Raw genomic sequence first — 13,291 nt, 5'->3', positions numbered from 1 at the left:
GGAATGCTGGGGGGGCCAGTGGCTGCATGGGCCCAGTTGTCCAACGAAGGGCCAGCGCGGGCTACCATTACCAAGGTGGGAACCACCAGTGCGCAGTTTCTGAAGCTGGGGGTGGGGGCGCGTCCGCTGGCCCTGGGAGGCGCCTATGTGGCCATGGGGACCGACCTGCCTGCACTCTACTGGAATGTAGCCGGACTGGCGTGGTTTCGCGGAGGAGCTGCCCAGTTTACACATACCAATTACCTGGCGGGCATCTCGTATGACGTAGCGCTCGTGGCTATTTCGCTGGGCGCTGCTGGCTCGATTGGCGCCGGACTGTATTACCTGAACTCCGGCGAAATGCTGGTGCGCACCGTGGAAGAACCGGAGGGAACAGGCGAACGCTTCTCGGTCCAGAGTCTGGCGCTCCAGCTCTCCTACGCCCGGCGCCTGACCGATCGCTTTTCTCTGGGAGGATCCATTAAATACATCCGGGAGACGATCTGGCACAGCAGCGCTTCAGCCGTAGCGGTAGACATCGGGGTTCGCTTCATTACGCCGTTTGAGCGGTTGGTTATCGGGGCCAGCATTGCGAACTTTGGTCCCAAGATGCGCATGGATGGCCGGGATATCTACTTTAGCGTGGATCCGGACCCACAGAACCAGGGGAACGTGGAGGTGGTCAACGCAGCCTATCTGCTGGATGCCTATGATCTACCGCTGCTGTTTCGTTTCGGCGTGGCCTTTACAGCTTTTGAAAACCAGGATGTCCGGCTCCTGTTGATGACAGACGCTGCTCACCCGAACGACAATACAGAGTATGTGAACGTTGGAGCCGAAATCAATCTACGCGACCTGCTGGCCTTCCGCATTGGATATAAAAATGCCTTTGAACGCGATGGCGAGCAGGGGTTGACCCTGGGCGGTGGGCTAACGCTGGTATCTGCCGGGCTGCGCGCTCACTTTGACTTTGCCCATGCCAGCTTTGGCCGGCTGGGGTCAACGCAGTGGATCAGTGTGGGCATTGCTTTCTGACGCTTCATGCAGATGCAACGATGGCTCGTGTGTTGGGCGCTGCTGGCTGGCGCTCTGGCTGCGCAGGCGCAGCATCGCTCCGATGTGGTTGAACAGCCGGTTACCCTGGTGGCTCCCACCCTCAAAACGATAGCGGGGCAAACCGTCTGGGAAGCGCGTAGCGATACGCTGCGCGCGCCCTTTACCGGGGTTCTGCTGAGAGGCACAACCTCACCCGGGGCGTCCTTGCAGGGGTGGATTCAACTGGCAGGACAAGATGCATGGCATGCGCTGACCATTATCCGTCAGCAACAGGCTACTATCTTCTGGGCAGGCTATCGAAGCGACAGCCTGCTGCACGCCCCGTTTTTCCGCGTGCGATTTGAAGGAGAAGGAGTAGGGGAGCTGCAAATCATCGAGGCCGGGACGTTCAATCACCTCGACGATACATTGCGTGGTGCTTATAAGTGGCGCGTGCTGCCGGGGCGACCTACCGGACACATTCGCGCCCCGCATTTGATCCGTCGTAGTGAGTGGGGCGCGCGCCCTTTTATAGGTGCGCCCTCGCCGCAACCCTATTACGAGTATGAGACCTTTCATCATACGGCTGGTTTTGCGCCCCGCACTTACAGCGAGGGCATTCAAGAAGTGCGCAACATCCAGCGGTTTCATCAGGACGTCCGTGGATGGAGCGACATTGGCTACCATTTTCTCTTAGATCTGGAGGGACGAATTTACCAGGGACGCCCGTTTGCTGATGAACGCATCCCTTTTGACCAGGGCCCCCCGCTCGTGATCGGGGCGCATGTGGGGGGGCACAATACGGGCAATATCGGGGTAGCCATTATGGGATGCTTTCACCCTCCAGAAGGAGGGCATTGCCTCGATCAGCTAACGCCTGCCGCCCGCGATTCGTTGGTCTTGCTATTGGCCTATCTGATTGATACCTATGGCATTGATCCGGCGCACATTCTGGGACACCGCGAGTGGCCTTCGGCCTCAACTGCCTGTCCAGGCGATAATAATATGGCCCTGTTGCCTGCTATTCGTCAGGAGGTAGCTGCCTTGCTTGAGCGGGGTACCCGGCGTCCGGCAGACGTTATAACGGAGATAACAGTTGATGCAGATGGGGTTGTGCGTCTTCGCTGGCAGTTTGTGGCGGTTTACAACGCGCAGCGGCTGGCGATTGTGCGGCTGGCGGGATCGCGGGCAGATACTGTCTATCAAACCACGGAGCTGGAATCTGGAGAATTTGCAGATGGGATGGCTCCGTCAGCAGCACAGTTGGTTTATCAGTTTGTAGTGGTTTCGGATACTGGATATCCATTTGTTTTGCAGGAGGATACAGTTCGACTGCCGTACTATACCGACTGGCTGCGGGTGGTTGCTTTTCCGTCGCCTTTTACCGAGCGCGTGCAATTGCGCTACTATGTGCGCACGACGGCCTGGGTGGAGGCTGATTTGTACGATGTGCTGGGACGTCGGGTGCGTCTGCTAATGCGCGAATATGCCTCAGGCGGCTGGCATGGTCTTTCATTTTCGCTGCCTGACGTTCCGGCGGGCGTATACTTTGTCCATTTTCGAGCCAGTCTCCTTGGCAACCGCCAGTTCACGAAGGTATTGCCGGTTATCTACGCCGGGACTCGATAGCCAGAAGTGGTCTGAAAGGATCTTATTTATGATAAGTGGAATTATCGCAAGTAGAAAATAGGCCTAAAAAGCATTCTAAACGCCTGCTTAGAACAGACTGCCACAATGCTTACTTCCTCTCGGAATTTCCGAAAAGCATCTTTGCGACAACGCCCAGAGTTATAACGCACCGTCTTTAGTTGTCAAACCGGATCTGCCATGCCGTTCCAGCTTTATAAGACATTTTGTCTGGGCCCGATTCGTCTGACAATCAGCCATCGGGGTCTTGGCATTAGCATTGGTGCTCGGGGCCTGCGCATCGGCCGCACCCCCGGCGGCCGCCCCTATATTCGGCTGGGTCGTGGCCGCTGGCGTCTGGAGCGCCGCTCGCCCAGACGACGTAAAAACGCATAAGCTGCGGATTATTACTAAGGTAAAATTGCTCACGAGTTCATCTACTGCCATGCGCGTGCAGATTTCATTTCTGGGGATCGGAAACTATCAATGCTGCACCTACTGCTGGGAGGATCAGCGCCACACGACACGCTACTTCCAGGAAGCCGTCTATCGCTTCTTTCGTCCAGAACGATGCCTTATTTTTATGACCAGAGAAGCAGAAGAAAAACATGGATGTTGGATAAAACAGATTATTGAATATGAACCTGTTTATATTCCTGAAGGTAAAAATGAAGAAGAGCTCTGGGAAATTTTCAATGTGCTGACGCATCACATTGCAGATGAGGATATATTGATTGTTGATGTTACCCATGGTCTTCGAACGCAGCCTATGCTGTCTCTGGCGGCGCTGTATTATCTACGCGTCACACGAAACGTAGAAATTGAGCGCATTGTTTATGGAGCATATGACGCCAGAAATCATGCAGATGAAGCACCGGTCTTTGACCTGACCCCCTTTCTGAGGCTGATCGAATGGAGCGTTGCAGCGCATCTGTTCATTCGTTATGGCCAGGCAGGCGAGCTGGCGCAGCTGCTACGGGAGATCCACCGCCTGACCTATGTGGAGTCTACCGACACAAAGGCCCGGCATGCGCAGCGCACGGCCGGATGGCTGGAAGGATTTTCAAGGGGAATGAGTCTGGTGCGACTGACAGAAGTCCTTCAGCAGCATGCCCGTCAGCTGCCCCAGGCGCTGCAGCAGGTCCGGGAAGATATTCTGAATATCCCGAGATTGCGACCGTTCGGGTTATTACTGGACCAGACAGCCCGGCGGGTGCAGCCGCTTCAGCACCCCCACCCCTATTCGTACGAAGGGCTTCAGGCGCAGGCGGCTTTAATCCGGCTCCTCCTGAATTTCGGCCTGGTGCAGCAGGCCATCACCGTAGCCCGCGAAGCCATGGTGACCCGGCAGGCGCTGGATGCAGGATATGACCCGCTGCATGAGCGAGAAAAAGCAGAAGAAGCGCTTAACCAGCTGGCCAAGGGCCTGCAAGACCCGGAAACGCGTCGTGCGTACACGGGCGCTCGCCACGCGCTGGCCAAGCTCTGGAACGAGCTGACCAACGTGCGCAACGATATCAACCATGCTGGCATGAGAGCCCAGCCGCTGCAAACTGACGCTCTTTTTAGAAGAGCATGCGAGCTGGCAGAATCGGCAGCGGAATGGATTGAACGCGATGTTGATCAATCTGAGTAATCATCCTGCGACCTCCTGGGGAGCGCCGCAGCGCGCCGCTGCGGCGCCCTATGGTCCGATTGAAGACTGGCCCTTTCCGGCGATCCCGCCAGAATGGGACGATCGGCAGGTGGCAGCGCTGGCGCAGCGCTATGCCCGTCGAATCACAGACCGGCTTCGGGAAGCGGGCCCGGGCCCTCACGCGGTGCACGTCATGGGCGAGCAGACCTTCACCTGCACGCTGGTGCGGTTACTGCAGCAGAAGGGGATCCTCTGCCTGGCAGCCACCTCGCACCGCATCGTTGAAGAAGATCCCACACGTGGCAGAAAAATTGCCTATTTTCGATTTGTACGCTTTCGGAAGTATCCTGTCTGTCTCCAATCTTCATAAGATGACCGGAATTTCCGAAAGGAGTCTTTTCGGGAAGTTGGGACGTATCCTGACCGACACACCCTCAAACCGGTACAGGTTCCATGCGCACCAGCTTCCTGATGACCGCCCTGATCCAGGCTGCACCCGCTACCCCTCGGGCCGACTTGGAAACGCTGGCCCAGGCGCTGAACGACACGCTGGTAGCGGATGTGATGTTGCTTCCAGAGGAGCCTGCTCTGATGGTCGGACTCCAGGTTGAGGTCGACCCGGCCGAAGAAAGCCGCGGGGCGCTGCGCGGGCTCATCTGTCTGCTGCACCAGACAGTTATGCGTCATCTGTCGGATTATCGGATAGGCCTCCATATTCAGTCTGTAATGCCGCGGGCCGGAAGCCGCCCCATTGGAAGGCTGCTGGAAAAATCACCCCTGAATCCATTGATTGATCAGTTTGCTTCTGACCTTACCTGAATAAAAATTCAACCACAGATGCCATGAATAACAAAGTTTTTGTGCACATGTACGAGGCCAGTTACCAGGGGCCTCTGTCAGTTGCGGTGGAGATTCAGGTGGAGATCCTGGAACATCAGATGACTCCAACTGTGCGTGCTTTCCTGCAACGCCAGGCTGACCAGATCTGGCGCAATGAGCGTACCGGACAGGTGAAGGCTTGCTTTGTGCGGCAGTTCAACTCGGTGTCGCTGCAGCGAGGGCGGCTGGCGCGGTGGCTGGACGCTCTAGAAGCGCGCCTGCTGCGTCTGGGCGTGCGGCAGGGAACGCTGCGCTGGGCGCCAGCCTTTCCGTATGAGCTACAGGGCACGCTGACGTCGACCGGGCTCTCGCCCGAAGAAGTGGTTCAGAAGCTGCTATCCCTGCAACGAAACTGAACGGCTGAAGGTCGATGGAACGCTACAACCTGTTAATTGCGCTGGGTGTGTCGCCGGCCGTCCTCACCGAAACCATCTGGACGCTGGCCATCGAACACCCCCAACCGGCTATTCCAGACGAGATTCACGTGGTCACAACCCTTACCGGTGAGCGGATTTTGCGCCACCGGCTCTTTGAAACACCTGATGAGGAAGGCTTTTCGGTATGGCAGCGTTTCTGCCGAGAGGTGCTTCAGTTGGAACCAGAGAGCCCGGAGGCGCCCACCTGGTTTATTCATGTCCCACTGCGCGGGAATGGGCTCAAGCTGGACGACATCCGCACCTGGGACGACGATCGGCGTTATGCCGAGCTGTGTTACCAGGTGGTAGCCCGGCTCTGCGCCGATCCCGAGGCGCCTCGTGTGGTGGCCTCTATTGCAGGCGGCCGTAAGACCATGAGTGCACACCTGCTCACTGCATTTTCCCTGTATGCCCGCCCGCAGGACGAGAGTATCCACGTATTGGTCCATCCAGAGCAGTCCGTGCTTGAAGACCTCACGTTTTTCTATCCACGTTCGGGAGGCCGGCAGGAAGTGCGGATCGAGCGAGTCGATTTACACTTGGTTCGATTTCGGCAGCAACTGGAAGAGCTCGCCCGTCTTCATCGCCGCCTGCCCTGCAGGTGACGACAACACAGTCCCTTGAATATATGGACTGGCCCTTTCAGTACATTTCCATCACGGAAAAATGAAAGAAACGCTGTTTTTACTTCTGGGCTCAGGTGATCGCTATCGGACAGACGCACAGGCGCGCAACTATCGTCGCACCGTGTACTTTATGGCCAACCGCCCTGAGAAAACCGTCGAGACACCTTTTGTGGGCGAAGCTATCCTGAAACTCCATCCCAGGCGCTTCCGGAAGGTTTTTATTCTGGGGACCGTCGATGCTATGTGGGATACCCTGTTTCTACACGCCACACCAGCCCCCACAGACGGGGACGATGAACTTTACTGTAAGCTATACGAATACATCGAACAGCGTGACGAAGAGGCAGTACGTAACCTGCTCCCTCAGGTGCAACATCGGGTTGAAGCATTTCTCGAACATCCCTGTTCGTTGCACCTCATCCCTGTGGGTCGTTCTCATGAAGAGCTGTGGCAGACCTTTCGGGCATTGACCGAGCTTTCTATTCCCGAGGGTCTCCTTTCTCTCGACATCACGCATGGCCTGCGCTATCAGCCGTTCTTTCTACTACTGGCCATGTTTTTTCTGAGTATAACCCGCCCAGGCATCCGCCTTGGATCGCTCTTCTATGGAGCACATGAACTGCGAGGCTACTTCGCAGACCGTGCTCCAATTTTCGATCTGTCCCCTCTGCTGGAGCTCATGCAGTGGAGTCTGGCTGCTCGCACGTTTGCCGAGAATCAGGAAATCTCTGAATTGCTTCGTTTAATGAAAAATCAGATTAATCCTGGTCTGGCCCAGGAATTACGGGATTATGCTTATCAGCTGCAGTTTAACCTGCTGTCAGACGTCCGTCATCGAAGCAGACGGTTATCGCAAAGATTAGCACATCTTGAACAACAGGCTGAAGCTCTTCCCCTCCCCTTCCGAATGATCCTCCCCACCTTGAGGTACACGCCGGACCAACTGGCCAATGCTCGGAGCGACTGGGAGGCCATGTTGCAAATTGCCCGCAGTCATCTACGCCACGATCGGCTTGGACTAGCCGTCCTTGCGGCTTATGAGGCGGTCGTCTCTCGCCTCGGCGAGATCTATCAGGTAGACCCAAGTAGCAGAGTAGCTAACAAAGGAGGGCTCCGCAACCAGCAACGACTCGTAGACGCTTTGCTCCATCCCTCAGTAAAGAAACAGTTGTTACCCGATTTGCACGACTTGGTGGCGTGCGTTCGTTCACTACGTCAGTTACGGAATCGCATAGCGCATGCAAGGACTGGAAAAAACGAACCGCCACTTCGTCCGGAAGAGCTGCGAGACCAACTTTCTGCCGTGCTGGCCGTTCTCGAACAGCATCTGGGCGATCCAGCGCTGAAGCGTCTTCCCCAGATACGTCCCCTATGATACGGGTTCGATATCGTAGTGCCCTAGCCCCATTACAGCTCCATGCCCCACGTGCAGCGCAGCGCCCAGCGTCAGCCAGGCCCAGAGCTCTGGAGAGATGCCTTCGAAGATGATCTCACCAACCAGTCCACCCAGCCGCATCGTGGTGCGCTGTCGCTTGGAGTAGCGCTGCAGGCCATCGAACCATTGCAGTCGGTCTTCTCGGGTGCGGACCGCTTCGGCCTGCCGCAACAGACTGGCAAAGTCAAGCTGCAGCGTTGTCTCTGCATGAAAGGCGGCCAGGCTGGACAGCCGACTGAGAATAGAGCGAAGCAGAATACGGAACGTAAGCTTCCGCACCAGGTGTCCTGCTGCCTTTAAGCGGAGCGGTGTATTGGTACGCAAACGCATAACCTCTCCGGGGTATCCGGAGGAAAGCAGATCAGCCGGCCGCCACGCTGGCACCTCGGCCAGCACCTGTCGGCATGTGCGGTCATAGACGACATCATACGTTCCATCTGGACGCAGCGCCCGCGCCAAAACCAGACGAAAACGCCCGGTGCCCTCGCGGCGCCCGCGTCCGATTCCCTGCGTCTCCAGCCGCTGCAGGGCCAGCATAAGATAGGGCAGATACATGCGGGCTCGACCAATCAATAGAAGCTCGATCTGAAGTGTCGTCCCAGGGACGAACTGGCGTTCATGGAGTTTGGGGCGCCGCACTACATAGGGGCGAGGCACATTCTGAAGCTTGCGTAACTGCTGCCCACCGGGAGGGGGTGGCGTTTCAAACAGATATCCATAGATGCATGGCCAGCGAAAGGGACAGTCCGTGCAGTCAGAGAGCCGCGTGATGCATACCAGGCGGCGGAGTGAAGCGCCCAGTGCACCGCGTATCGTGGCAGCCGGCATACTGCCCAGATCAATGGGAGCGCATACGTCTAGGTCGAACTGTATCACCGACCAGCACAACTGATCTAGCCCAGAAGGGATAGCAGGCGTCACGGTTGGGAAGGATTGCAGGGACTTCTGGATAACTAGTAAAGTAGCGCCTGCGGTTGCAAATAGACAAGTCCTAAAAGCCTAATCGTTCCCGAAAGAACTGATAGGCCTCGTTAAGCTGGCGTGTTTTTTCTTCAAGCTGTCGTTTCATCTCCGCAGTGGCTTCTGGAAAACGGTCGGGATGGCATGCTTTCATCAAGCGCCGATAGTTCTGACGCACCTGCTCTGGCGTAAAAGGTTCGCGCAGTTCCAGCGTAGCCGCGTGCCGGGCTATGAGTTGTTTTTCAACCGCCTCGAAGATAGTAACCATCGTATCCATCTGGCCCAGTACCCAGGCAAGCTGGAGCTCCAGTTCTTCTCGCCCCTCCCGAAGCGAAAGATAAAGTTTGTGGTTTACTAGTCCGTAGTAGAACAGACAGAAAAACACCAGATCGTCTATTTCGCGAGCGTCAGGATTTCCAATATAATGGATAAGTTTATCCAATAAAATATGAAGCTTCATATTCTTTGGAGCTAATTCATTATCTATCTGTTCAAGTAATTTACTGCGAGGCTTCTTTTTTACATAATATAGCAATAATAAATCTCTAAAAATTACATCTCTTTCTTCTCCAGACAATACTACATCCGGAAAATGCACAATCATGGCTGCGCGCTTTTCCAGAGCCTCAGAAAGTTTGTGATAGATGCGTTTCATGTCTGTTTCTTCAGGTCCTAGAGCTGCACGGGTAGCTGAAGAGACTACTGGATAGATGATCAAATCTCCAAGGCCCAGTCCGCCGGTTAGCAATGCAGCCGCAGCTCCTGCGATACTGCCGAAGAGCTGAGCTCTTTTGTCTTCCTGCTTGTATATCCGGAGTTTGCTCAGAGCGTGGTCCACCCGCTCTCCCAGGGCTCTGAAGACGCTGCGGATGTTTTCGGCTTCTGCAGCGTCGATTTCCCCGAAGGTCGATTTGAAGTCTTTTTTCATAGGCGGCAGATGTTCAACCGGGTTGTTATCGCATCTGAACAGTAGAAGATCGTAAGCATTGGTGCCGATCGCATGGGTCAGCTATCTGGCTTTCAGATAGGAAGGCTGTCCCATGGTAAACCAAACTCAGAGAATCCAGTAGTCCTGGTCAATCTGAAGCGAAAGCGGACGTCCCAGCTGCTCCATACGATGAAAGCACTCCCGACACAGGGGAAGTAAAAAGACGCGGTCTTCCTTCAGGTTCAGCAGGCGACGCAAGCGGCGCCGCATGCGTTGCATTTCCTGGGGTTCTAACCGACACAGAAACACGCTGTACTGCAGACGCTGGCCATAATCCTCCATAAAGCGGCCGACACGCTGCAGTCGACGCATATCGGCGATGTCGTATCCAACCAGCCAGTATCTCATGGCTTCAAAAGGGAGGGCTCATAATCGACCTGCTCGTCCAGTAGAGAACGAGCCAGGAGGCGCGCCTCAGCCTCGAAGTAGCGTACCCAGCTTAGCTTCTGGTGCAGTACTGGATGGTAGACCCTTCGCTGTCGATGCTGTTGCCAGGCTCTCAACACAATGGCGCGCCCTCGTTCGTTTAGATAAACTCCCGGGGGCCGCTTCTCGAAGTGAGTGGGCTGTAGCCGTCTCTGTCGAAAAAGCTGGCACACCAGCGCATCGGCAACTGCCGGACGAAATCCTTCCATCAGATCCAGTGCCAGCGCCGGACGTCCGTAGCGTGGCGCATGTAGAAAACCGATGTACGGATCCAATCCGGCGACCGCACACGCTGTTACCAGGTTGCTCAGCAACAGCGTGTACACATAGCTCAGTGTGGCATTGACCGGATCAGTTGGTGGACGACGCTTCCGACCGGAGAACGTAGGCCACTCTTCCTTCGCCCGCCTGAGTAGCGCTTCAAATACACTGAAATAGCGGCGGGTGGCCACGCCCTCAATGCCCATCACCACGTCAATCGATGCGGCCCGCGAAAGTCGGCGGGCATCTTCTAGGATCTGGCCAGCCACCTGCTGAAGCAACGGCCGTGCATGGTGACGTCGCCGGCGACGAAGCAGCGTGGCCATGCCGTGCAGCTTGGCCTGAACGAACCTGCGGGCAAGCGAAAGCGATTTTTCCGGGTCGGCATATGCCGCATACTGGGCTAGCCGCAAAGCGACATGCGGATGGAATTCTGGTGCCAGGCGTCCCTCGAAGCGGCCGCTCCGCGATAGATAGACAATGTCGGTGTTGGTTCGCAGCAGGAGTCGAAGGGCCTGGGTAGTGATCTGCACGGGACCCACCAGCACCAGTTGATCGATCAGCAACGCAGGTAGCCGAAGGCGCTCCGCGCGTTGGCCGTTCGTGCTGACAGTAACCAGGAGTTGGCGACCTTCCCGTCGCACCACCGCACCCACTTCATCTACATACAACGTACGAGCGGTCCGCACAGGTGGCTGAACGCAGGCCTCCTGTGCTTCTTTTTCGGAGGACGCGTCGAAGGGGACGCACACCGCCTGTCGGGGACACCGCAGACAACGATCATCGGCACGTGGTTCGGGAATCCGGCCCTCCTGAATGACCGCCCGAATCTGCCGCTCCAGTTGCTGCCAGCTGCGTCGCACGGTTTCGTCAATCCGTATCCGGACTGCTCGCCCTGGCGATTGCTCTTGGATCTCTCCCCAGCGAACCGGCTCTCCCCGGGCTTTTTCGTATAGCTCCGCCAGAGCTCCCAGCACGAGGCGAAGTATCTCTTCGTCCTTTTCCACGTGGGCTTCAACGGGCCGGAGCAGTGCCACTACCGGTCCTTCGACAGGGTCCCGCCGTACCATGACCTGCCCTCCCCATCCCTGATGAACGCACCAGACTCCGCCTGCAGATAGCACCACAGAGGCCGTTTCTGGCCCCTCTGCCCAGGCATAGTAGCCTCGCCGGAGGCACCAGGCAAACTCGTATATCCAGCCGAGAGGCCAGTAGCTAACAGTCTCCTGTATTCCAGAAGAAGCCATTTTAGCCTGATGTTATTAAGGTTTGAAAAATGATAGAGAAGACCTGCTTGTGGCATGAGGTATTCTACTGTAAATCAGATAGGGAAAATGGCTCTTTCTTCCAGCAAGAGGTAACTTATATGTTTACATGTTTTGAAGCAGAATGAGTGTTTATCAATTGTCAGTTATGGAGCTGCTTATTTTTACCGGGATAGGTCTGGGGACCGGTGCTCTACTGACCTGGTGGTTGCTGCACCAGCAAACGGTAGCTTTACGACGGCAGGTTGCTGAACAGGAACAGCTGCTGCGTGAGGCAGCGGCTTGTCAGGCCGAAGCGGCCGTACATGTGGAGCAGGCACGCGCCCTTCAGCAACGCTGCGAGGCGCTCGTGCAGGAGAATGCGGCGCTGCGCGCGCAGATAGCTCGACTGGAAGAGGCGCTAAAGGCAGGCACGGAAAAAATCGTCTGGCTGGAGCAGGCCGAGCAGCGTCTGCGCGAGGCCTTTCAGGCGCTGGCCGGGGAGATGCTCCGGGAAAACAGCGGCGAGCTACTTCGGCATACGCGCGAAACCCTTGAAGTACTCTTGAACCAGGTTCGGAGTGACTGGGATATTCAAAAAGCAGAATTCAAAGGACTGGTACAACCGCTGGACGAAACCCTAAAGTCGCTGGGGGAGCAGATACGGCTCCTGGAGCAGAAACGCGAAAAGGCGTACGGTGCCCTTGAGCAACACCTCCGGCAGCTCTTTGAGGCCCATCAGGCATTGCAGCAGCAAACGCAGCAACTTACCAGTGCGCTTCGCTCTGGCACCCAGCAACGGGGACGCTGGGCGGAATTTCAGTTGCAGCGTCTGGTTGAGCTGGCCGGCATGCAGCAGCATGTAGACTTCAAGCTGCAGGTGCGTGGCGAAACGGGACGGCCCGATCTGGTTGTCTATCTACCAGGAGGAGGCTGTGTGGTGGTTGATGCCAAGGCACCGATGACCGATTACTTCCAGGCACTGGACTCCCAGGATGCAGCGAAACGTCAAAAACTGTTTCGCCAGCATGCCCGAAGCATTCGCCAGCACATTCAGCAACTGGCCGGACGGGCCTACTGGCATCAGTTTGAAAACGCTCCTGATTTTACGGTAATGTTCATACCTACCGATGCCTGTTTGCATGCCGCATTTGAAGCAGACCCAGACTTGCTGGAGTATGCCTATGAACAGCGTGTTGCTCTGGCAACTCCTACTACGTTATTGGCCTTACTGAAGGCCATTGCTTTCGGGTGGCAACAGCATCAGATGGCTGAAAATGCTCGTCAAATTGCTCGTGAGAGCGAAACATTACTCCATCGTCTGGACAAGTTTGCGGAGCATTTGCAACAGCTTGGTCATCGGCTTGGGCTGGCTGTCGAGACATACAACAGAGCTGTTGGTTCATTTAGCAGCCGCCTCCTCCCGGCAGTCCGTCGGCTTCGCACCCTCCAGGGGCGATCGGATGAGGTGGAAGAACTCCTTCCAGTCGACCGTCAGATACGTCCGGTTCTAGTTGGCCGAAATAAGGATTAGTTAATTACTATCACGTCGAGAGCGGAGCAGGTCGGTCGCGCACGATCCGCGACTTCCTGAGACTGAGCGCTGACGGTCAATCTCAAGCTTCTGCTCCAGCTTTTTCATTTCGCTATCAGGTAAGCTTACCCATAGCGAAGGCTTCCACAATGCGTCCCCACATGATAAGCCGAGCAGCCTCCGTCAGGAGGCCATTCCGCCTGGCACGGGCAGCGCATTGGATCGACCGAATCGATCTGATCGCAT

The 13,291-nt window shown here is 56.2% G+C and carries 14 protein-coding genes; 10 read left to right on the top strand and 4 right to left on the bottom strand.

The annotated features are described in order from the left end of the window. Positions 1–18 precede the first annotated feature (18 nt). From BUA15_RS05715 to csx2 (BUA15_RS05675), 9 genes are all read left to right on the top strand, one after another. Positions 19–1,014 carry a PorV/PorQ family protein gene (locus BUA15_RS05715; protein ID WP_245771941.1) on the top strand — a complete coding sequence of 332 codons (996 nt, stop codon included), beginning with the start codon at positions 19–21 and terminating at the stop codon, positions 1,012–1,014. A 6-nt stretch (positions 1,015–1,020) separates the two neighbouring features. After that, positions 1,021–2,643: an N-acetylmuramoyl-L-alanine amidase gene (locus BUA15_RS05710; RefSeq protein ID WP_072715018.1), complete on the top strand. Its 1,623-nt coding sequence runs from the start codon at positions 1,021–1,023 to the stop codon at positions 2,641–2,643. 198 nt (positions 2,644–2,841) lie between these two features. After that, complete coding sequence (locus BUA15_RS05705) at positions 2,842–3,036, top strand: DUF4236 domain-containing protein (protein WP_072715017.1); 195 nt, start codon at positions 2,842–2,844, stop codon at positions 3,034–3,036. Between the two features lie 49 nt (positions 3,037–3,085). Next, positions 3,086–4,276, top strand: coding sequence for a TIGR02221 family CRISPR-associated protein (gene csx2 / locus BUA15_RS05700; protein ID WP_072715016.1), 1,191 nt, complete (start codon positions 3,086–3,088; stop codon positions 4,274–4,276). Next, complete coding sequence (locus tag BUA15_RS05695; RefSeq protein ID WP_072715015.1) at positions 4,257–4,646, top strand: CRISPR-associated protein; 390 nt, start codon at positions 4,257–4,259, stop codon at positions 4,644–4,646. Before csx2 (BUA15_RS05700) ends, BUA15_RS05695 begins: the two co-directional genes overlap by 20 nt. 83 nt (positions 4,647–4,729) lie before the next feature. Further along, positions 4,730–5,095, top strand: a complete 366-nt coding sequence (locus BUA15_RS05690; RefSeq protein ID WP_072715014.1) for a hypothetical protein — start codon at positions 4,730–4,732, stop codon at positions 5,093–5,095. A 23-nt stretch (positions 5,096–5,118) separates the two neighbouring features. Continuing rightward, on the top strand, positions 5,119–5,511 hold the full coding sequence (locus BUA15_RS05685) for a hypothetical protein (RefSeq protein ID WP_072715013.1): 393 nt from the start codon (positions 5,119–5,121) through the stop codon (positions 5,509–5,511). Positions 5,512–5,525: 14 nt separating this feature from the next. Then, positions 5,526–6,176: a CRISPR-associated ring nuclease Csm6 gene (gene csm6, locus BUA15_RS05680; RefSeq protein WP_245771940.1), complete on the top strand. Its 651-nt coding sequence runs from the start codon at positions 5,526–5,528 to the stop codon at positions 6,174–6,176. Positions 6,177–6,237: 61 nt separating this feature from the next. After that, positions 6,238–7,572, top strand: coding sequence for a TIGR02221 family CRISPR-associated protein (gene csx2 / locus BUA15_RS05675; protein WP_072715012.1), 1,335 nt, complete (start codon positions 6,238–6,240; stop codon positions 7,570–7,572). Here the strand turns inward: csx2 (BUA15_RS05675) and cas6 are convergent. The 4 genes from cas6 to cas1 form a co-directional block, all read right to left on the bottom strand. After that, a complete protein-coding gene (cas6, locus tag BUA15_RS05670) occupies positions 7,567–8,553 on the bottom strand; it encodes a CRISPR system precrRNA processing endoribonuclease RAMP protein Cas6 (RefSeq protein WP_072715011.1) in 987 nt (328 codons plus the stop codon). The two genes, csx2 (BUA15_RS05675) and cas6, sit on opposite strands and share 6 nt — an antisense overlap. A gap of 70 nt (positions 8,554–8,623) precedes the next feature. Next, on the bottom strand, positions 8,624–9,520 hold the full coding sequence (locus tag BUA15_RS05665) for a J domain-containing protein (protein ID WP_072715010.1): 897 nt from the start codon (positions 9,518–9,520) through the stop codon (positions 8,624–8,626). Positions 9,521–9,646: 126 nt separating this feature from the next. Next, a complete protein-coding gene (cas2, locus tag BUA15_RS05660) occupies positions 9,647–9,928 on the bottom strand; it encodes a CRISPR-associated endonuclease Cas2 (RefSeq protein ID WP_072715009.1) in 282 nt (93 codons plus the stop codon). After that, positions 9,925–11,337 (bottom strand): CRISPR-associated endonuclease Cas1, encoded by a 1,413-nt coding sequence (cas1, locus tag BUA15_RS05655; RefSeq protein WP_245771939.1) that lies wholly within the window; start codon positions 11,335–11,337, stop codon positions 9,925–9,927. Before cas1 ends, cas2 begins: the two co-directional genes overlap by 4 nt. Before the next feature lie 343 nt (positions 11,338–11,680). On the opposite strand from cas1, the gene BUA15_RS05650 reads away from it, so the two are divergent. Then, positions 11,681–13,045, top strand: a complete 1,365-nt coding sequence (locus BUA15_RS05650) for a DNA recombination protein RmuC (protein WP_072715007.1) — start codon at positions 11,681–11,683, stop codon at positions 13,043–13,045. The last annotated feature ends 246 nt before the right edge of the window (positions 13,046–13,291 follow it).

The sequence above is a fragment of the Rhodothermus profundi genome, assembly GCF_900142415.1.
Lineage (GTDB): Bacteria > Bacteroidota > Rhodothermia > Rhodothermales > Rhodothermaceae > Rhodothermus > Rhodothermus profundi.
Note: the sequence above shows the minus strand (reverse complement) of the source record. Positions and strands in the feature narration are given on the sequence as shown.